The organism is Pseudofrancisella aestuarii (assembly GCF_003574475.2).
Classification (GTDB): domain Bacteria; phylum Pseudomonadota; class Gammaproteobacteria; order Francisellales; family Francisellaceae; genus Francisella; species Francisella aestuarii.
On sequence record NZ_QLIS02000003.1, the window covers coordinates 64,271 to 86,016 of the forward strand.

Consider the following 21,746-nt stretch of genomic DNA (forward strand, 5'->3'; position numbering starts at 1 on the left):
CTTAAGTAATTTTATTAGGAGTCACTTTTAATGAATCTAAATCAATCAAAGCACCATAACTATCATCTTTGCCAGCCTCTCTTAATGTCAAAGTTTTACCAGATGCATTAGTATTAGTTAAATCAATATTAATACTTTGCCATCCTTTTGAGAAGCTATCATGTTTATAAACTAGCTCATCTCCAAGATAAACTTCAAAATTACTTGAATCATCTCCTGTTCTTGAATAATAATCAAAAGACATACTCATACTATCAAAACCTTTAGATGCTAAATCATGAGAAAAATCTACAATTTCATTTTTATCACCATCTAGCTCAGCAACATTTGGACGAGCATCATCAATATTCTCAAAATCATTCCAAATTTCTATTTCTTCATCCCCTCCAGTAATATACCATTTTCCAAGAAAGTCACTATCCGTATTTACTTTACCCCAACCATTCTCATCAACAGGCATATCATCATACTGAAAATTATCTTCGCTGAAAATCATATTATTCTCTTTTAGAATTCTAAAGAAAGTTGCTCCTCCTAATATACAATGGCTAGGAAGGTCAGACTGAGTTAGGCCATCTCCGGCAACAATACAACGCCACCTTACAGAATCCTCTGGTACATCTTCAGGACGTACCATGATCTCTCCATATCCATTAATTATACCACTTCCAGTTGTGCCAATATCTTTAGTCAAAGCTGCATATTCATTAAGCGCGTCATTGCCATTAAGATAATAAAAATCATGACCATTTCTTTTAAGATCATATATTTCTTTTGCTTTAGCCGTCTGCACAGAAACTTCTGCTGCTATTTTTGTTCTTAGCACGTAGTTAGAATAGGCTGAAGTGGCTATTGTAGCTATTATAGCTACAATAGCTACTGAAACCATAAGCTCTATTAGAGTAAATCCATCATCTTTTTTGAAGCATCTATTATTCATAATCACGAACCTTTAGCACTTACACCTATAGACTGCAATCTATTCTCTAAGCTTGGATGTGTAGAAAACATATCTGACATATCACCACCACTAAAACCCACACTTAATGGATCATAAATATAAGAAGCTCTACGAAGATTTTCATTTTTATTATGTTTATACTCATTTTGTGCTTCAGGAGTGGTGCTGTCTTTTGATATCTTCATCAATGCACTTGCCATAGGCATATTTGTCCGCATTAATTCTACAGCTCCCGCATCTGCCATATACTCTCTTGTCCGACTTAAGAATAGCATCATAAATATAGTAAATATTTGCAAAACATATCTTAAAATAATAATTATTAAGAAAAATACTGCAGCATTATTATTACGATTATTACTACTTCTATTATTTCCAGAGAAAAGCACTGAATAAAATAGGAAATCCATGATGATAAGCATCATATTAGATAAAACCATAGTAAAAAGGTTTAGTTTAATATCTTGATTTCTGATATGAGTTAGTTCATGTGCCATAACAGCCTGTAATTCATCTCTAGTTAAACTTTGAGCTAACTTAGCAGTTATTGCAACCATTGCTGATTTCTCTGAATATCCTGACGCAAAAGCATTCATATAGTTTGCATTAATAAGAAATACTTTTGGCATATATCTCATGCCTGCAGCAACTTTCATTTCCTCAACAACATTATAAACTCTACGAGCTAAAGGATCATTATTATCTGCTGTTATTTCCTGATAGTCAGTACCAGAAAGCATAATTTTATCATACATTGCAAAGGTAATATAAAGCCAAATAATCGTTATAGCGGAAATTATAATAGTTGCATAAGGGATAATTTTGAATGTTGCAAGCCATACAAAGACCTGACCTATAGAAAGCTGCTGGTGATAATACTGATAATATGCATTTGCTAATTCACTATATCTATAAACAGTATCTACAAATATACCCAGTAAAAAGAAAACAATTAGAAATACTGCTATAACTAAATATGTCTTTTGCGTGTTTTTACGTACTACTTCTCTCCAATTTGCTGAGCCGTAGTGTAAATTTTCACTCATCTATAGCTCCACTCTTGCTTCTTCTAATTGAGCTTTCTTTTCTTCAGAAATATTCCAATAAATAAAATTCTCATCTAACTTCTTAAAGAAACTTACTACTACTCCAGCAAAAAATGATTTCTTATGGGCATTATATCTTTCTATAGAATCATTAAGCGCTTGCTTAGCAAAAGCTAATTTATTCTCAGTCGAAGTTATTTCTTCTTGTAATTGAATAACATTCTGATTAGCTTTTAATTCTGGATAGTTCTCAAATTGAACATTTATGCCTCTAGCAAATTCTGAAATTTTATTTTCAGCATCAATTCTTTCTTGTACGTCGCCATTTTCTTTTGCCACATTTGCTTTATTTCTTAAAGCTACTACTTGTTTTAATGTAGTTTGCTCATAATCCATATATTTTTTAACCACATTCACTAAGGAGTCAAAAACTTTAGCACGACGGTCAAGTTGCACATCAATTTGTTTTTCTGAATTTTTAACTGTTTCTATTTCAGCAATTAACTTGTTATAAGTCATAACCACATATACACAGATAGCAGCTATCACTAATAATAAAATTACTCCAAATGTCATTAGTCATTCCCCTTTACTCAAAAATATAAATTTACTTAATATAATTTATATGCTCTTTAGCATACTTTTTCAAGGATAATTGAATAAAACTAGACTGAATGAATAAAATCAGAAAATGCTTTAGTAAGATTTGTATGATATTTTTTCTTATTGAGAAGTAAATAAAACTCTCTACTTAGATCTAACTCTTCTACTTTTAAAATTTTGAATTTTTGTATATCTGGAGACCCTTCGACAATCGCCTCTGATAAACACGCAAGTGAATCACTGTGTGAAACATATTGCTTTATCGCTTCAGAATTATTTAACACCATTAATTGCTTCAAATTTTTAGCATCCTTACCAAGTTCTTTATAAAAAATATCAAATGTTCCTGAACCAGCTTCTCTTGTTACCCATTCATATTTAAGAATATCTTTTATTGAGACTTTTTTCTTTTTTGCTAAAGGATGATTAATAGAACAAAAGACTTTTAAGTTATCTTTTCTCCATAATTCCACATCTAATACCTGACTATCACAAGCACCTTCTACAAAACCAATATCACACCCAAGCATTTCTACTTGATGGATAATTTCTTTTGTATTTCCGTTAATAATTTCTAACTCTACATCTGGGTATTTTTGCTTGAACTGGGCTAAGTATTTAGGTAAAACGTAACTTGCAAGAGTTGTACTAGCGCCAACTATAAGTTTTCCAGATAAATGCTCATTATCAACAGCAAATGATTCAAACTCACTGACTTCATCTAAAATGCGAATTGCTTTTGCTAACAGATTCTGACCATTATCATTTAGTTTCATCCTTTTTCCAACTCTATCAAATAAAGTTGTATCTAGCATACTTTCTAGTTGGGATAAGGACATACTTGCAGCAGCTTGTGAAATAAAACACTTTTCTGCACCAAGGCTAATAGATTCTGACTTAGCAGTATTAACAAAAACTTGTAGTTGCTTAAGAGTTATTTTCATAAATTATCTTGTTATATTTAACATCTTATTAGTTAAATAAGAATCAAAACCAATAATTAATATCATTTTAACTTATATATCTTATAAAAAATATCTATTTAACCTTTTATCATTTACAGATAATATAAATACCTTGATTAATTTTATTTGTATATATTTATGGATTACTTACTAATATTCTTATGCCTGGGGTTTCTTACTAGCCTCCTTGCAAGAATAATTGGTATTAAAGGAGATGTAATCTTAATATTACTTTTAATATTAATTATCGCAGATGATGGTTGTATTATAAATCACAACTATAGTGATATAGCAGTTAATACATCTCTAATTATAATACTATTTAGCTCTTTAATTAGCATAATAAATTTACATAAATCAAAAAGTTTAAACTGGATACTCGTAACAAATATTATTCCAGCTACTTTTATAGGTGCTGTAACTAGCTTTGTTTTTTCTGATGGAATTCAAATGATAGATGCTGCAGCTATTAGTGGAAGTGTACTTCTTTTTCTGACCATATTAACTATCTACAATTTAATAAAACTCTCTCAAACAAATAGTCCTCTAAATAAAAATCTAGTATTTAGTTTATTTAAACTTAATAGCAGCAAAATTCTAAATGTAATGATGTTTTCTGCTTTAGCTATTTCAGTAGCACTAATAAGTTTAGCTTTAATTAATGATTATCAAAGCTACTCCTTATATTCTTCAGCTTGGGCTATAAAGTGGCTTGCAATCTTATGCATTCTACCAATAAAGCTATTCAGCTCATATTTGGGTTCAAAATATTTGCATAAGTTATCTAGCACATATTCAAAATTTTTATTTGCTGGAGTATTAAGTATTATAGGCTCTACTTTATTATTTATTTAATCTTCAGTAATCTTAGTGCATTCATAATTACAATAAATGTTGCCCCCATATCAGCTACTATTGCCATCCACAAAGTAGCCACACCCGCTATAGCAAGAGTTATAAATAAAGCCTTTATGATTATTGCAAAGATAATATTTTGCTTAATAATTTTTACTGTTCTTTTTGAATGTTTAATTAGCCAAGGTAACTTACTTACATCATCTGACATAAGAGCTATATCCGCTGTTTCTATAGCAATATCACTTCCTATTACTCCCATAGCAATACCTAAATTAGATCTTGCCAAAGCTGGTGCATCATTTATACCATCACCCACCATTGCAACTTCTTTATACTTTTCAACTAGCTCTTCTACTTTCGAAACTTTATTTTCTGGTAATAATTCAGCATAGACTTTATCTATCCCACTTTTTTTACCAAGAGCTTTTGCCGTACCGGAATTATCACCTGTCAGCATAACCGTTTGTTCTATACCTAATTCTCTCAAATTATTTAAAATTACTTGGATATTCTCTTTTAGAGCATCTTGAACAGCTATTATTCCAACTATTTCCTGATCATCTCCCACAAAAATCAAGGTATGTCCCAAATTTTCTAACTCAACAGCTTTTTCATGCATTGAACTATTTCCACACAATTGTTTTTCATGGCTAAACACATGGCTACCAAGCCAATACTCTTTTCCTTCTACTTTTCCAGAAACACCTTTACCTCTAATAACTTGAGTATCATCACTATCTACTAATCCTATATTATGTTCTTTGGAATAGTTTAAAATAGCTTCAGCAATAGGATGATCAGTATTTTTTTCTAGGCTTCCAGCAATTTTAATAAGCTCTTCTTCTGATATATTATTAGTTATAACTTCTCTAACACTTGGCTTACCTTGTGTTAAAGTTCCCGTCTTATCAAAAGCTATAGCTTTTAATTTTGCTGGAATCTCAATAAAGGTTCCCCCTTTAATTAATACACCATTTCTAGCAGCACTAGCTAAAGATGAAACAATTGATATTGGGGTAGAAATAACCAGTGCACATGGACATGCTATAACTAAAATAACTAAAGCTTCATAAATCCAGCTCAGCCAAGCCCTTCCAAAAAATAATGGAGGTACAATAGCTATTAAGATAGCTAAAATTAACATAGCTGGTGTATATCTTCGAGCAAAGCGATCAACCCATTTTTCTGACTGTGAACGTTTTGACTGTGCATGCTCTATAGCTTGGATAATTTTAGCTACAGAAGAGTCTTCTGCTGTTTTTGTAGTTTTTATTTCTATAGTTGCATTACCATTTATACTTCCAGCAAAAACTATATCACCTACTTGTTTTTGTATTGGCATTGACTCACCAGTTATAGGTGCCTGATTTAAGAAACTACTACCTTTTATAATTTCACCGTCTAAAGCTACCCTTTCACCCGGTTTAATAAGAACTCTTCGTCCTATGTTAATTTCTGAAATAGGTTTTTCTTCAAACTCTTTATCATGAGTACAATAAACTAAAGCTTTATCTGGAGTTAAAGTCATTAATTTTGTGATAGCTGATCTAGCATTACCCACACTCCAAGATTCTAAAGATAGAGAAAATGCAAATAAGAAACTTACTATCGCTGCTTCAAACCATTGACCAATTGCTACTGCACAGACTATAGCTATAACCATTAATAAATTCATATCAGCATCAAGCCTTTTCAAGGCTGCCCATGCTTTAGGAAAAACAAACCAACTCCCTGAAATTATCGCTAATAAATAAAATACTTGTGAAACTATTGGAAAAACTTCCGTAGTACTTGATTCACCAACAATTAAAGCATGAATAAAACCATGTAAAAATCCGTGATATAAATATGCAGTTACTATAAACAATCCACTAAGTAATGTTGTTATTAAACGTAGATGACGCCTCCAAAAGCTCTGATTTTCATCATTATTTTTAATGTACTCACTCCATGTTGTAGCTTTCAACCCAGACTTTTTAATTAACGTTACTATTTCTTTAACTGAAATTTGATTATCTGCTGATTGCTCGATAAGTAACTTACCATTTAAAAGATCAAATTGAAGATGATCTTCTGAAACATTTTTTATAAGTGCTTTTTTTATTATGCTAACCTCTTCAACACAGTCTAAACCATAGACTTTAAAGCTTAAATAATTTTTAGTTTCACTCATATTGAAACTCCTTCTTTAGCGTGTATTTCTGGAAGATGCTCTAGACTCTGTTCAACCATTTCTTTAATCAGTTTTAAATCTTGCTTCACAGTAGCATCATCTTTTAGTGCTTCTAGAAGCCACTTTAACTCTTCTTTATATATAGAGTTAAAGTAGAAATAGTGGAATCGTCCCTGCTTTCTCTTATGGATAAGTTTATTACGTCTTAAAATGTCAAGATGCTTTGATAATGTAGAGTTAGCTAGTTTAAAAATATGTGCCAAATGACATAAACAAAGCTCATGATGATAAATGACCATTAAAACTCTAATTCTAGTCTCATCCCCTAAAGCTTTTTGAAAATCTACGATATCTGCTAGTTTCATATTAATCTCTCAATATGTTTCGTTATTTAGCGAAATATAGTTATATAATAAAAAAATTAAAGTTAAACTTCAATTTTTATAGCAACTTTTTATTTACTTCTCTCAAAGCGAAATATACAATCCTCTCACCTTGATCATAAACCAAGCAAAGAATAGAAAATGATCAAAACACTCCTTAAATTTCTAACAATTACTCTAATATTTATGAATTATGCATACTCATATCAGAATTTTGCTGATAAAAAAATGATTGAACAAGTTGTAAAAACCTTTGATCTACCATCAGATAAAAATATAACTATGCTGAATATCCAAGACTATCAACAAACAACTGATTATACTTGTGGGCCTGCTGCTATTATGACTTTAATGCACTATTACGGTTTATTAAAAGATTCAGACATGAATAAAGAAACTGAGATAAAAATAGCTGAAGAGTTAAAGATAGATAATGACTATGGTACGACTCCTGAAAACATGGCAAATTGGTTAAAAACCCATGGTCTTGAGGTTGAGCAAGGAACTAATGGCAATATACAAATGTTAGTAGATAATCTTAATAAAGGTATACCAACGCTTGTTGATTGGATTGATTGGGGTGGACACTGGGTTTTAGTAACTGGCTACCAAAAATTAGGGAACTCTGTTGATGATGATAAAGACTTAATTTTCTTCACAGATCCCGCAGTTCATTTTAATAATGTAAAAACTATTTATGGCCTTACTGCAATAAATCCAGATCGTTTCCAAGCCATGTGGTTTGATTCAAAACAAGTTCCGGGAATTTATATAACTGTATATAAAAAAGACTAATAATTTTAAATACATTTTAGTAATAAAAACTATCTTTAATTTTTTTTGTAGCCAACATATTTGATACAATGTTGATATAGATATGATTACTGGCTATATAAAATGAAAAAAAATATTTTAGTCTTAGGTGCTGGCTCATGGGGAACAGCTCTTGCTTTACAACTTGCCTATGCTGGCCATAAAGTTCATATAAGCTCTTGGAGAAAAGAGCATAATGAACAAATGTTAGCCAATAGAAATAATGCCAAATATATTCCTAGTATCGAAAAGTTTCCAAATAATTTAGAAGCTATAATTGATTGGAAATCATCTATTAATGATTTTGATGAAATACTCATAGCAGCTCCTAGTTCAGGATTTAAAAGCACTCTACAAGAGTTAAAAGGTTTTATTAAACCTCATCAAGGGATTATCTCTGCAACAAAAGGTTTTTGTCATCAAAGCTATAAACTTCTTAATGAAATCGCAAAAGAGTTTTTACCTGATACTAATTTTGCCATTTTAACCGGCCCAAGCTTTGCAAAGGAAGTAGCAAATAAACTTCCAACTGCTGTAGTTATCGCATCAGAAGATATAGAATATGCTAAAAAAATCCAGAAACTTTTTAGTTCTGAAACTTTTAGATGCTATACAACTTTAGACATTATTGGCGCTCAAGTTGGTGGCGCTGTAAAAAACGTACTAGCGATAGCTGCTGGTATATCAGCTGGGATGAATTTTGGCGTTAATGCTCATGCGGCACTTATAACTAGGGGATTAGCAGAGATGAAAAGACTTGGTTTAAAACTAGGCGCTAAGGAGGAAACTTTCCTTGGGCTTAGCTGTCTTGGTGATCTTTTGTTGACATGCTCTGATAATCAATCAAGAAATAGAAGATTTGGTTTATATGTTGGCCAAGGCCATAAAATAGAAGAAGCCTTAGCAATGGTTAATAACGTTGTAGAAGGATACTCAACTGCTGAAGTTGTATACCAATTAGCTAAGATAAATAATGTTGAAATGCCAATTGCTACAGCTACTTATAGAGCTTTATATAATAAAGAAGATCCTAAAACTATTGTAAAAGAATTAATGTTAAGAGAATTAAAATCTGAATAGATTTATATTATTTATTCATCACCAGCAACTTTTTTAGGCACATAGTCTTTTAAATTGACTTCCTGCATTTCAATTTTTGTATTATATGCATAATCTCCTACTTTAGTAAAAATTGGAGCCATTTGAGAATTCTCCCATAACTCACTATCTTTAACATAATCAATAGAACTAATTGTTGAGCATATTATTGAGAATATTAAAACATATTTAATAATTGCAATAAAAAGAGCAAAGAGAGTATTTCCTATACCTTCTTTTTCTTTGTTATTTTTCATGAAAATTTTCATAATCCCAAAAATTATTAAATATGCACATATTAAAACGAATAAAAAAGAGACTACATACGCTACACCAGGATCGTCTATTATTGAGCTCATAAAACCATCTCTAATCTTTACAGCAAGTAGCCCAGCTGCAAGCACCGCAAAGATCATCAACACAAATGAAACTATATTTTTAAATAAGCCCTTAACTGCTGAAAATAGGCTCAAAATAAAAATAGCTATTATCATAGCTATATCTAGGAAATTTAAACTCTCAAGAAACTCCATTTTTACACCTACTTTAATATTTCTTTTAACTGATTCAAGTTAGTTATAGTAATTAAATCTATACCTTCTAATTCTAATACTTTTGTCACATTTGCTTTAGGCACAATTATTTTTTTAAAACCATGCTTTCTAGCTTCATTTATCCTCTCTATACCATATGGAATAGGTCTTATTTCTCCTGAAAGTCCAACCTCGCCTATGATCATCATATCTTTAGGTATTTCAATCTCCTTGATACTTGAATAAATAATTAAAACTAATGCTAAATCTATACTAGTTTCAGCTATTTTAATACCGCCAACTACATTTATAAATACATCTTTATCATATAAATCAATATGCATATATCTTTGGATAATTGCTAAAATCATGGCTAACCTATTTGTATCAATGCCAACACATAACCTTCTTGGTGGCTGATTTATATTTTTATCAACTACTAAAGATTGTAGCTCTACAAGCAAAGGTCTAGTTCCCTCCCAAACTGAAACTATAGCACTTCCTATTAGATTAGTTCTTCCATTATTAAGAAATATTGCTGATGGGTTTTTAACCTCTTTCATACCCATATCTGTCATTGCAAAGACACCTATCTCATTGACAGCACCAAATCTATTTTTCAATGCTCGCATAAGGCGATACCTACCATTATCTTGAGCTTCTAAAAATATAACAGCATCAACTATATGCTCTAATACCCTAGGCCCAGCAACCTCTCCAGATTTTGTAACGTGCCCTACTAAAAAAACTGCTATTTCGTTTTGCTTAGCTACCTGAGTAATATAGGCCGAAGATTCTCTAACTTGGGAAACACCTCCAACCATTGACTGAAGCTCTGGATTATATATAGTCTGAATTGAATCTATAACAACAACTTCAGGCCTCTCAGTAACTAAATAATTAGCTATTATTTCAACATTAGTTTCGCACATAACAAGTAAATTATCTGAAGGAAGCTTAAGTCTCCTAGCTCTTAAAGCTATTTGCTCCAAAGATTCCTCACCACTTACATAAAGTACTTTTTTTTCTTGAGATAAATGAGCCATCACTTGTAGTAATATAGATGATTTGCCTATTCCTGGATCACCTCCCACCAAAGATACAGAGCCTCTAACGATCCCACCACCTAGAACTCTATCAAATTCTTTAATATGAGTAAGAATTCTAGATTTGTTTTCATTTGTGATCTTATCTAAAGTTACTGCTTTTGAAATATTTCCAGAAAACCCTTTTCGGGAAACACTATTAGATTTATTCTCTTTTACCTGAATTTCTTCAACTAAAGTATTCCACTCCCCACAATTATGGCATTGACCTTGCCACCTAGGAGAATCCATACCACAATTTTGACATATAAAGACTATCTTTTGTTTAGCCATTTATTGCTTCTTCCCTTTATATCCCAATAAATATCTAGAAATTACTTTTTCTGTTTCTGATGCATTAGGACCTATAAGCTGAACCCAATATTTATGAGCATCCTCATCATCTTGTTCTATAGCTCTGACACTTTTAGGAAGCACAGAAATCACTCTAGCCTCACAACCTACTTGCTCATGAAGTTCTGTTAAGGTAACAGATATTCTAACTATGCTATCTAATTCTAAAATTTTATTACTTTTTATTTCAATCCCGCCATCTTTAATAGCCTTTAAATACTTAGCATGGGCATCTTCTCTATTTTCAAAAATATAATTAACTTCTAACTGAATATCTTCTTCTTCATAGTCATATCCTGAATATCCTTCTGCGATAGAAGATTCTTCTTTTGATAAGCTATCCTCTTGTTCAGCGATTTCTTCTTGTAGCTCATTTTCTAATATTTCTTCTTCCATGAAGTCACTTTTAATATCAGATACTTCGCCTAAATCTATCTCAATAACATTTACAGGTTCATCTGTATCTTCATCACTATCAACTTCATTATTTTCTATATACTCAGGCTCCACATCTAAGTCATTTTCAAGCCCTTCTTTTTCAAGAAAATCATCATCCCTAATATCTTCTAACTTTGAATGTTTTTTCTTTGAGAGGCCTAATAAATCTTTATCTGTTGTTCCTTTCTTAGAATCTGAACTGCCCTTCTTGGATGAGCCTTGCCTTAATAAATCTAACCTACTCATTTACTTCTCTTTGTCCTTTTCACAATCTTAAAAATACAAAAAACAATGGTGGATATAAATAGCAAAATAACAAATGAAATAAATTTATGCTCTTTTATCCATTTTCCTAAATGAAAATGAGAAAAAGCTCTTAAAACTGCATGGCCAGAAAAATATCCTATTGTTATATAAATAAAAGACCACACAAAACTGCTTAGGAAATCAAAAGCAAAAAATTTTAATCTTTTAATCTTACTTATCCCTACCACAAAAATAGTGATAGTCCTTAACCCATATAAAAACCTAATGCTTAAAATAGCCCAATAATCATATTTATCTAATAACCTTAAAGATTTATTTACTTTTTCATTCCATGATGGACGTTTAAGTAATATTTTTTCTCCAGCTATTCTAGAAATAGTAAAAACTGTATTATCATGTAGCACCGCACCTAATCCTGATGCTAAAATTACTAAAGGATAATGAAGTAAGCCAACAGCTGTCGCTATCCCAACAACTATTAAGAAAATCTCACCCTCAACCATAACTCCAATAAAAACGGCTAAATATCCCCAGTGAACAATCATATCCCAGAATTCGTGGCTCATTACTTCTCCCTATCCACTTTAAAGGTTATTGTAACTTTTAGTTATTAAAAACTCATCCATTAGCACTAAAGCTAACATTGCTTCGGCAACTGGTACCCCTCTAATACCTACACAAGGATCATGACGACCTTTAGTTATTAAAGTAGTATTTTCTCCATGAATATCTATGGTTCGACCGAGCTGTAATATACTTGATGTTGGTTTAAAGGCCATTTTAACAACAATATCTTGACCAGAAGATATCCCTCCAAGGGTTCCTCCTGAGTGATTTGATAAAAATCCATCTTCCTTTGTAATTTCATCACGATGCTGACTGCCTTTCTGAGATACGACATCAAAACCATCTCCGATAGAAACTGCTTTAACTGCATTTATCGATAACATGGCATAAGCTATTATCGCATCTAATCTATCAAAAACTGGGCGACCCAAACCAGCTTCAACTCCAGTTGCAATTACTGTAACTTCTGCACCTATTGAATCGCCTTCTTTGCGAATTCTATGAATCAGCTCTTGACACTTAGGCACAGCATTTTCATCTGCTAGGAAAAAAGGGTTTTGAGATATAAAATTTCTATCTTTAAGCTCTGCCTTTACATCACCAATTTGTGAACAATAACCAAAAATATCTATACCATGGGCTTTTAATATCTTTTTAGCAATAGCTCCTGCAGCAACTCGCATAGCAGTTTCTCTAGCTGATGACCTGCCACCGCCACGATAATCTCTTATTCCATATTTTTTAAAATATGTATAATCTGCATGACCTGGTCTAAACTTATCTTTTATATCACCATAATCTTTAGATTTCTGATCTTGGTTTTTTATTACTAAGCCGATTGGTGTACCAGTAGTTTTACCCTCAAAAACTCCAGATATTATTTTAACTTCATCTGGCTCTTTTCTTTGAGTTGTATATTTTGATTGCCCTGGCTTTCTACGATCTAATTCTATTTGAATATCCTCTTCAGTAAGAGGAATGTTTGGAGGACAACCATCTATAATAGCTGCTAAAGAATCACCATGACTCTCTCCACATGTCGTAACTCTAAATAAGTTTCCAAAGGTATTACCCGACATAAGAATATATATTTAAAATATTATTAACTAATATAATAACATAAAAGAAAATTCTTTCAGATATAACACTCTACTTACTAAAATAATTAATAAATAAACTCTTATACTTAATTAGCTCTTCATAAGTTAATAAAAATACTCCATCACCACCTTCGGCAAAACTTAACCATGTGAATGGAATATCTGGACACATTTCCATTAAAGCATACTGACTATTTCCGACTTCAACGATTAATATTCCTTCTTCAGTTAGGTGCTGATCAGCCTCTAGAATAATTTTCTTTGCTAGATCTAAACCATCTTCACCAGCTTCTAATGCTAATTTAGGCTCAAAATGGTACTCTCTAGGCATAGAATCTATATCTTCTTTATCCACATACGGAGGATTAGAGATTATTACATCAAATTTTTTATTGCCAAGATTAGCAAATAAGTCAGACTTAACAGTTTTCACTCTGTCTGTAAGATTATGTTTTCTAATATTAAGCTTAGCTACGCTTAATGCATCATCAGAGATATCAACTAATGTAACATCTGCATTTTCAAATACTGTCGCACAAGCTATCCCTATGCAACCACTTCCCGTACAAAGATCTAATACTTCTGTAATCTCATCAACATCTGCGACCCATGGGGTAAAACTATTTCTTATTAACTCTGCTACTGGAGATCTTGGTATGATAACCCTCTCATCTATATCAAACTCCATATCGGCAAACCAAGCCTTTTTTAGGATATATGGTAAAGGCTTTCTCAAATAAGCTCTTTGATAAACATATTTAATTATCTTCTCTTTTTCTTCAGTAAGAAGATTGGCACCTATCATATTACTATCAATATCCGTAGAAATGTTTAAAGCAGATAACACTAAATGTATTGCTTCATCCCATGCTGTTTCAGATCCATGTCCAAAGTAAACTTTTTGTTGAGTCATCTCAGAAATAGTCCAACGGATATAATCTCTTATAGTAGTTAGATTTTTTATAATATCTTGTTTTTTTACATCACTAAACATTTATTAGCCTCTTTTCCAGATTGTACCTTTAGCAGTATCTTCCAAAACAATTCCTTGCTTTAATAAGTCATCTCTTATTTTATCTGCTTCAGCATAATCTTTATTTGCTTTAGCTTTTACTCTTTCATCAATTAAATTTTGAATTGAATCAACATCTATATTCGTAGCACTATTAAAGTACTCTTCAGCACTTGTAAATAAAATTCCTAATACATCACATAGCTTTCTCAAAAGGAAAGCATATCCTGATGCTTTATAAGCGCTTTTTGTTTTCAATACATTAATTTCTTTAGCTAAAGAAAATAATACTGCTAAAGCTTCTGGAGTATTAAAATCATTATCCATTGCTTTTATAAACTTAGCTTCATATTCTTCAGCATCATCTGGTAAATTAACCTCTACAGGTTCTATATCTCTTAACGCAGTAAACAATCTCTCTACAGATGCTTTAGCATTATCTAAGTTTTCTTTAGAATAGTTTATTTCACTTCTATAATTTGTTGATGCCAAAAAATATCTTATAACTTCAGGATGATATTCATCTAACACATCAACTATCGTAAAAAAGTTATTCAAAGATTTTGACATCTTTTCAGCATTAACTTTTACCATTCCTGAATGCATCCAGTAATTAGCAAAAGTACATTCATTACATGCTTCAGATTGGGCAATCTCATTCTCGTGGTGAGGGAATCTCAAATCTGACCCACCAGCATGAATATCAAAAGTTTTACCAAGTAATTTTTTAGACATTGCTGAACACTCTATATGCCAGCCTGGTCTACCAGCCCCCCAAGGTGAATTCCAAGCAGGTTCACCCTCTTTAGACATTTTCCAAAGAACAAAATCTAAAGGGTTTTCTTTTTCTTCAACCACATCCACTCTTGAACCTTGCTGTAAAGCCTCAAGATTTTGCTTACTTAACTTCCCATAGCCATCAAATTTGTCTACCCTATAGAAAACATCTCCATTAGTTCCCTGATACGCGTATCCCTTATCAATCAAATCACTTATCATAGCTATCATTTCTGGAATAGTCTCTGTTGCTCTAGGCTCACTAGTTGGTCTTAATATGTTTAACTTATCAAAAACATCATGCATTGCTTTTATATTTCTAGCTACAAGGTCAGTTGTTGATTCATTATTTTCATTTGCTCTTTTGATAATTTTGTCATCAATGTCTGTAATATTTCTAACTAGATTTACATCATACCCTCTATATTTGAAATACCTATTAATAACATCAAAAGCTATATATGTTCTAGCATGTCCTATATGACAATCATCATATACTGTGACACCACATGCATACATTTTTATTTTATTAGGTTCTATTGGTTTAAATTCTTCTTTTTGTCCACTAAGCGAATTGTATAAAATCATTTAAAATCTTCTCTTACTAAATAATTTAGAATAAAAATATCGTACAAGTATAACTAATTTTCAAAGCATTTAGAATTGCTAAAAAATTAATAGAATAATGGCATACTCTGTTTTTGATTACTTATAATTTGTTCTCTACATTCTTCTATATCTATTTTCTTTTGCTTTGCTATTTTCTCTAAAACCTCTAAGAGTAAATATGGCATGCCAACATCATTTTCAGGTAGTTTCTTTAGCCATGGCCAAGCTGAAGGATTATCTGTTTCTAATAAAACTCTATCTATAGGCAACAACTCTAAAATTTTTTGAATTTTCTTACTAAATAAAACCTCTAATCCAATAGTAAAATATCCTCCCAAAGCCAAATAATCAACTAACAATTCTAAAGGTCCGTTATACCAATGGATAATAAAATTGTTGTGACTATATTTTTGAAGATAATTTAAAACGTCCTTCTCTGCTCCACTAGTATGTAAGTTTAATAATTTATCTTTCATTAAAGAGCTAGAAAGAATATATTCAAAAACATCCAATTGATCATCATATGGAGAAGCATAGTCTAAGAATCTTCTATCTAAACCTATTTCACCTATCATCAAAGATTTATCTAAATACTCATCTATAATCTCTATATTTTTAGAATACTTCGATGCCTTCCATGGATGAACTCCAAATGAACTTTTTATAATATTCGGGTTTAATGATTCTAATTTCACATTCCGCAAATATGATTGAATATCCATGCTAACAGCGAAAAGTTTTATATTAAGCTTTTCACATTGATTTATAACTTTTAATAGCTGATTATCGGTATAAGCATCAACATGAATATGCGCATCTACTAACATTAGTTATTTCTCTTTTATAGAACTAGCTTTTATGTTAAAACTAATAACAAAATATTTCTAAACTTTATTTATGCATTTATTAGATTTTATTACGATGATTGTTAATCTGCTATGTACCTATTTATTAGCAAAACTTAATATCCTAGGTTGGCCTGTTGGAGTTGTTGGATTAATTCTAAGTTCAATATTATTCAGTCAAGCAGGTTTGTATAGTGATGCTATATTACAAATACTGCTAATAATATTCTTTCTTTATGGTTTTTATAACTGGTATAAGCATGGCTATAAATCAACTTTTGAAATAAAACGATTATCTTTCAAAGGATACTTCTTAACAATAACATCTGTTGCTATTGGAAGCATAATTCTTCACTCTATTTATAAATATTATGGCATTAATGTAATTTGGCTAGATACTGTTGCTAGTATTTTCTCAATTGTTACTGTTTACCTAAGCGCAAAAGAGTATATTGATAACTGGGTATGTTGGATTTTTATAGATATAACCTACTTAAGTCTATACGTTTATAAAGAAATCTATTTTGCAGCAATAACTACCGCAATATATCTAATAATTGCTATTGGGGGCTACAACTACTGGAAAGCTCAGGAGAAATCACACAAATCAAGCATCTAAATTTTTAATCTCTAGAATAACTTCTTTTGCATATTTGTTCTTTACTTTATTAACTCTCAAATCAAAAGCAGGTTGAGACCATGTATCTCCAACCTTATGAGGTACAGGTAAAACTTGCTTTAATAAGTCCTGCACAGAATCTGCCACATAATCAGAAAAATCAACTTCTGCAAGCTTTTCAATAGCATATACAGGTGCTTTTGTATTAATTAGAAATACATTACTAGATAAAGTTACCCATGGCTCTTTAACAAAATGAAATTCATCTCGCATCCTACCAATTAAAATAGTTAACAAATTATCTAATGTAATAAAACCTATCAAGTTATCTTTATTATATACAAGTGCAAAATGTGGCTTTCCTTGTCTAAACTTATTTAATAACTCTATTAATGGCGCATGATGTGAAACTTTAACGATAGGACGTAGATTTTCTTTATAAACCTGACAGTCATCGCCTTTTCCCAATGCGCATAAAATATCTTTAGTATGAAGAATACCTATAATATTTTCCTTATTTCCTTGATAAACTGGGTACCTTGTATAAAGCGATTCTTGGATAACTTTTAGCTTATCATTAATCGAAGAGTCAAAATTTAGACTAACCATTTCATCTAATGGTCTTGTAGCATCAATAGCTTGAAGTCTCGAAAATTCCATCATCCTAAGCAGCATAGCGCGATGCTCTTCCTTTAGAGGCTCTCTTAAGTGACTACTTTTTAGAATTAACTTTATTTCTTCAGCCGTATATCCATGCTCACCTTCAGGAACAATATTTAACCTAAATAGTTTAAGAAGTAAGTTAGCACTTGTATTTAATACCCAAATAAATGGAAACATTACCCAATAAAAAACATATAACGGTACTGAAGTAAAAAGTGACCATCTCTCAGCCTGACGAATAGCCATTGATTTTGGCATTAATTCACCAATAACTATATGAAGAAATGAAATAATAGAAAATCCAGCAAGGAATGATATAAATTTAACAAGCTCTCTTGATGTTATTCCAAAACCAGCTAATACTGGCTCTAATAGTTCTGCAAAAGCTGGTTCACCAACCCAACCTAAACCCAATGATGCTAAAGTAATACCTAGCTGACATGCTGAGAGATATGAGTCTAAATTATTATGAACTTTATATAATATTCTACCTTGTAATCCTTTTTTATCTTTTATAACTTCAGCTCTAGAATGCCTTAACTTTACCATTGCAAATTCTGAAACAACAAAAAAAGCATTAAGCAATACAAAGCCAAAAGCTAACAAAATAAAAAATAAATTATCGTATTCAATCATTTTATTTGTTTTTATAAGTGTTTAACGTTAATTTCTAGATTTACCAAGTATAAGTACACATAAAATAGTATTTAAGAATAACAAAATACTTGGAATCATAGAAAACATATAAATTGAAAAATCATTAGAGTCAAAGTATCTAATTATAGAAAATATTGCCACTAATAAACCAAAGCTTGAAAATGTTATTTTACCAATATGCTGTCTTAATATAACACTCCATGAGTCATCTTTCACTTGCTTCTTACATGTTGGCTTCCAGCCTTGAGGTTTTCTTAGATAGAAGTTAATCTCCGCTTTAATACCACACCAAAAGACAAATGAAGAAAGCATAAAATTTGATATATATATTTGCCAAATTTTACTAAAAACATTTCCTTTAATCTCACCATAAAAATAATACCAAACACTTAATATTATAAGTGGCAACAATGTAAGATTTATCAATATTGCTAGCCATAAATCATTCCTTGGAAAAGCTACTACTAATAACGCTAAAAATGGGAATCCTGATACAGCTATTTTAAATAAGAGGTAAAGCATATCTAGCTTTACTCTAAAAGTTACATTAGATGAAGATAACATTTTCTTAATATGCTTATGCATAACCTGCATACCACCAAAAGACCAACGTAACCACATTCTTTCAAACTCTTTTAATGAAGTTGGCATCCATTCTCCAGTTTTAAGGAAAATGGGTTTACTCTCAAATCCTGCCTCATAACATCTAAAACCAGCAGCAATGTCTTCTGTAACCATTACTTCACCACGATAATACTCTTCCCAAGGATGTGTTTTATCCAAAGCTTCCTTACTCCAAATACCATTATGTCCTTGAAAGTTACAGTAGCCATATTTACCAGTAAACTCATTAAAATACCTAATAGTATTCTGAAATATGCTAGTAACTCTTGTCATCAAATTAACTTCATAGTTAGCACTCTGTATTAAAAAGCTTACAAATCCTAACTTTTCTACTTTCTCAAACTCTTTCATTCCAACATTCAACGCTTGTTTTGGTAAAGTTGAGTCTGCATCAAGAAACAATACATAATTAAAACTTACGTTATTTATGGCTATATCTAAGTTCCTAGGTTTAAATCCTTCAACACCATTTCTATGGATAAACTTACACTTATTATCACCATAAATTTCTTTATGCTTATTAACGTATTCTTTCCATTTACTTAAATCTTTAAATTCTAGATCACTATTATCTACTACTATTATTTCCTTTAACTCTACCGGGTAATCTAACTCATGTGCCGAATCAAAAGTCATTTTGCATACTTCAAAAGGCTCATTCCTTGTAGTAATTATAATTGAACAACCCTCTTTTGCCACAGGTGCTATATCGCAATAATCATTGCTTTCATCTAATCGAAATATACTTTCATAAAAACCATGAGAAGCTAAAATTATTCTATAGCTTAATAAAAATAAAGTTGGAAGCAACAGAGTAACTATAATTATTGATGTAAAACCATTATTTGCATAGTTAACTTTTAAAATTTCTAAAATAGCTAAATTTGTAAACAAATAACTAAAAAGTATATAAATAAAAGTAATTAATTTATTTTTCTTACTTTGACTTTTCTTACTTATAGCAAATATATAAATTAAAAAAACAGATAAAGTTGAAACTAATAAAGTATATATATATAAATAATTAAAAAAAGATAAAAATAGACAAAATAAAATAGAAAGAAATGTTAGTGTTATTTTTTTCATACAAATAGCTAAATATTACATTGACCGGAATAATACTTTAATACTATAAAACTAGCAATAAAAACCTATCTATAGTTTTTAAGAGTATTTTTATATTTATCAAACTCTTCTTCTACTGATTTTTCTGGTTTTCCAGTTAACAAACTTGCAATAACGATTCCTAAACAACTTGCTGTAAAAGCAGGAATCATTGCATAAACACCAAACATATATCCTAAATCTTTAAGCCATGGCCATACTAATACTGTTAAAGATCCCAACGCAATCCCTACATAGGCTCCGGTCTTATTCATTCTCTTCCAAAATAGAGAAAATATAATAACCCCTCCGAAAGAAGATCCCAGTCCAGCCCATGCATATGCTACTAGATCTAAAATACTACTTTCCGGACTATATGCTAAATATATTCCTATTATAGTTATAATTAAAACTATCAATCTACTAACATTCAGCATCTCTTTATGAGATGCATTTTTTCTAAAAAACTTATGATAGACATCAGCAGAAAAAGCACTAGACAATGCTAATAATTGCGCAGATGAAGTACTCATTACAGCTGATAAAACTGCTGCTAATAAAACTCCTTCTAACCAAGGATTAAAAAATGCTTTAGATAATTCTAAGAATACTGCTTCGGGATTATGAAGACCATTTTGATAATAAGCTGCTCCAAGTAGACCCACTGCCATAGCTCCAAGCAATGCTAAAATCATCCATATCATACATATCCACATCGCTTGAGTTGTTTTTTTAGGATCTTTTATTGCCATAAATCTAACTATAATATGTGGCTGGCCAAAATATCCTAAACCCCAAGCAAGCAACGAAATTATTGTTAAAAAAGAAACTCCAGAAGTAATATCAAAAAAACCATGAATCTCTCTAGAAGAAACAGCATCTGCTAGACTTGTAAAACTACCAAAATATCCAAAAGCAACTGCTGGTACAATAAGTAGAGCTAACAACATTAAAGATCCTTGAAAGAAATCTATCCAAGCAACCGCCAAGAATCCACCTACACATGTGTAAGTAAATATGATGACTGCTGTTAAAATTAATGCCTGATGGTAGTCAATAGAAAACATTGAACTAAAAAGTAAACCGCCAGATACAAAACCTGCACTTATATATATAGTAAAAAATATCACAAGAACTATAGCAGTCAATGCTCTAAGATAGCCCTTAGTATCATGAAATCTATTCTCAAAATAAGCCGGTATAGTTATAGAATCTTTAGCTACCTCTGTGTAAACTCTTAATCTTTTTGCAACGACTCCCCAGTTTACAAATGCTCCAATTGTTAAACCTAGAGGAAGCCATATTTGGCTAACCCCAAGAGCCATAAATGCTCCAGGAAGTGCTAATAAAAGCCAAGATCCCATATCTGAAGCACCTGCTCCAAGAGCCGCTATTGGTCCACTTAGTGATCTACCACCAAGCATATAGTCAGATAAGTTTTTTGTTTGAAAATAAGAATAAAGACCTATAGCAAATATTATTGCTATATATAATATAAAAGTTACCCAAAGAATAGTCGTATGACTCATTTATCTCCGTCTTACAGCACGTAGCCTTTTAAAATACATTAAATTTATCCTATCATAAGAAAG

General features: G+C 31.2%; 21 protein-coding genes. 4 read left to right on the forward strand and 17 right to left on the reverse strand.

Features of this window, described 5'->3' with window-relative positions; genetic code table 11:
• Position 1: 1 nt before the first annotated feature.
• The 4 genes from DNK87_RS09035 to DNK87_RS07215 all read right to left on the reverse strand — a co-directional run bounded on the left by DNK87_RS09035 (position 2) and on the right by DNK87_RS07215 (position 3,554).
• Entirely contained in the window at positions 2-940 is a 939-nt protein-coding gene (locus DNK87_RS09035) for a prepilin-type N-terminal cleavage/methylation domain-containing protein (protein WP_119330907.1), read from the reverse strand.
• Between the two features lie 2 nt (positions 941-942).
• Positions 943-2,007, reverse strand: coding sequence for a zinc metalloprotease HtpX (htpX, locus tag DNK87_RS07205; RefSeq protein ID WP_119330908.1), 1,065 nt, complete (start codon positions 2,005-2,007; stop codon positions 943-945).
• Positions 2,008-2,583 carry a LemA family protein gene (locus tag DNK87_RS07210; RefSeq protein ID WP_119330909.1) on the reverse strand — a complete coding sequence of 192 codons (576 nt, stop codon included), beginning with the start codon at positions 2,581-2,583 and terminating at the stop codon, positions 2,008-2,010. It lies immediately after the preceding gene.
• Positions 2,584-2,672: 89 nt separating this feature from the next.
• A complete protein-coding gene (locus DNK87_RS07215; RefSeq protein ID WP_119330910.1) occupies positions 2,673-3,554 on the reverse strand; it encodes a LysR family transcriptional regulator in 882 nt (293 codons plus the stop codon).
• A 159-nt stretch (positions 3,555-3,713) separates the two neighbouring features.
• Here DNK87_RS07215 and DNK87_RS07220 point away from each other — a divergent pair, with 159 nt between their 5' ends.
• Entirely contained in the window at positions 3,714-4,430 is a 717-nt protein-coding gene (locus DNK87_RS07220) for a TSUP family transporter (protein ID WP_119330911.1), read from the forward strand.
• Here DNK87_RS07220 and DNK87_RS07225 read toward each other — a convergent pair.
• Complete coding sequence (locus DNK87_RS07225; protein WP_119330912.1) at positions 4,423-6,606, reverse strand: heavy metal translocating P-type ATPase; 2,184 nt, start codon at positions 6,604-6,606, stop codon at positions 4,423-4,425. The genes DNK87_RS07220 and DNK87_RS07225 overlap by 8 nt on opposite strands.
• Positions 6,603-6,971: an ArsR/SmtB family transcription factor gene (locus tag DNK87_RS07230; RefSeq protein ID WP_119330913.1), complete on the reverse strand. Its 369-nt coding sequence runs from the start codon at positions 6,969-6,971 to the stop codon at positions 6,603-6,605. The genes DNK87_RS07225 and DNK87_RS07230 overlap by 4 nt, the downstream gene beginning before the upstream one ends.
• 159 nt (positions 6,972-7,130) lie before the next feature.
• On the opposite strand from DNK87_RS07230, the gene DNK87_RS07235 reads away from it, so the two are divergent.
• On the forward strand, positions 7,131-7,784 hold the full coding sequence (locus tag DNK87_RS07235) for a peptidase C39 family protein (protein WP_119330914.1): 654 nt from the start codon (positions 7,131-7,133) through the stop codon (positions 7,782-7,784).
• A 102-nt stretch (positions 7,785-7,886) separates the two neighbouring features.
• Complete coding sequence (locus DNK87_RS07240; protein ID WP_119330915.1) at positions 7,887-8,882, forward strand: NAD(P)H-dependent glycerol-3-phosphate dehydrogenase; 996 nt, start codon at positions 7,887-7,889, stop codon at positions 8,880-8,882.
• 11 nt (positions 8,883-8,893) lie between these two features.
• Here DNK87_RS07240 and DNK87_RS07245 read toward each other — a convergent pair whose 3' ends face one another.
• The 8 genes from DNK87_RS07245 to DNK87_RS07280 all read right to left on the reverse strand — a co-directional run bounded on the left by DNK87_RS07245 (position 8,894) and on the right by DNK87_RS07280 (position 16,469).
• The gene (locus DNK87_RS07245; protein ID WP_119330916.1) at positions 8,894-9,433 is read right to left on the reverse strand and encodes a CvpA family protein; all 540 of its coding nucleotides are present in this window, start codon (positions 9,431-9,433) and stop codon (positions 8,894-8,896) included.
• An 8-nt stretch (positions 9,434-9,441) separates the two neighbouring features.
• Positions 9,442-10,812 (reverse strand): DNA repair protein RadA, encoded by a 1,371-nt coding sequence (gene radA, locus DNK87_RS07250; RefSeq protein ID WP_119330917.1) that lies wholly within the window; start codon positions 10,810-10,812, stop codon positions 9,442-9,444.
• The gene (locus DNK87_RS07255; RefSeq protein WP_119330918.1) at positions 10,813-11,556 is read right to left on the reverse strand and encodes a PilZ domain-containing protein; all 744 of its coding nucleotides are present in this window, start codon (positions 11,554-11,556) and stop codon (positions 10,813-10,815) included.
• Positions 11,553-12,143: a DedA family protein gene (locus DNK87_RS07260; protein ID WP_119330919.1), complete on the reverse strand. Its 591-nt coding sequence runs from the start codon at positions 12,141-12,143 to the stop codon at positions 11,553-11,555. Before DNK87_RS07260 ends, DNK87_RS07255 begins: the two co-directional genes overlap by 4 nt.
• An 18-nt stretch (positions 12,144-12,161) precedes the next feature.
• The gene (gene aroC, locus DNK87_RS07265; protein ID WP_119330920.1) at positions 12,162-13,223 is read right to left on the reverse strand and encodes a chorismate synthase; all 1,062 of its coding nucleotides are present in this window, start codon (positions 13,221-13,223) and stop codon (positions 12,162-12,164) included.
• A 70-nt stretch (positions 13,224-13,293) separates the two neighbouring features.
• Entirely contained in the window at positions 13,294-14,238 is a 945-nt protein-coding gene (gene prmB / locus DNK87_RS07270; RefSeq protein WP_119330921.1) for a 50S ribosomal protein L3 N(5)-glutamine methyltransferase, read from the reverse strand.
• A 3-nt stretch (positions 14,239-14,241) separates the two neighbouring features.
• Positions 14,242-15,621, reverse strand: coding sequence for a cysteine--tRNA ligase (gene cysS / locus DNK87_RS07275; RefSeq protein WP_119330922.1), 1,380 nt, complete (start codon positions 15,619-15,621; stop codon positions 14,242-14,244).
• A gap of 86 nt (positions 15,622-15,707) precedes the next feature.
• Entirely contained in the window at positions 15,708-16,469 is a 762-nt protein-coding gene (locus DNK87_RS07280; RefSeq protein WP_119330923.1) for a TatD family hydrolase, read from the reverse strand.
• A gap of 70 nt (positions 16,470-16,539) precedes the next feature.
• On the opposite strand from DNK87_RS07280, the gene pnuC reads away from it, so the two are divergent.
• Positions 16,540-17,106 carry a nicotinamide riboside transporter PnuC gene (pnuC, locus tag DNK87_RS07285; RefSeq protein ID WP_119330924.1) on the forward strand — a complete coding sequence of 189 codons (567 nt, stop codon included), beginning with the start codon at positions 16,540-16,542 and terminating at the stop codon, positions 17,104-17,106.
• On the opposite strand, the gene DNK87_RS07290 is transcribed toward pnuC, so the two are convergent.
• From DNK87_RS07290 to putP, 3 genes are all read right to left on the reverse strand, one after another.
• On the reverse strand, positions 17,095-18,405 hold the full coding sequence (locus tag DNK87_RS07290) for a hemolysin family protein (RefSeq protein WP_119330925.1): 1,311 nt from the start codon (positions 18,403-18,405) through the stop codon (positions 17,095-17,097). The genes pnuC and DNK87_RS07290 overlap by 12 nt on opposite strands.
• A gap of 27 nt (positions 18,406-18,432) precedes the next feature.
• Positions 18,433-20,136 carry a glycosyltransferase family 2 protein gene (locus tag DNK87_RS07295; protein WP_119330926.1) on the reverse strand — a complete coding sequence of 568 codons (1,704 nt, stop codon included), beginning with the start codon at positions 20,134-20,136 and terminating at the stop codon, positions 18,433-18,435.
• A gap of 65 nt (positions 20,137-20,201) precedes the next feature.
• On the reverse strand, positions 20,202-21,683 hold the full coding sequence (gene putP, locus DNK87_RS07300; RefSeq protein ID WP_119330927.1) for a sodium/proline symporter PutP: 1,482 nt from the start codon (positions 21,681-21,683) through the stop codon (positions 20,202-20,204).
• Between the last annotated feature and the right edge of the window lie 63 nt (positions 21,684-21,746).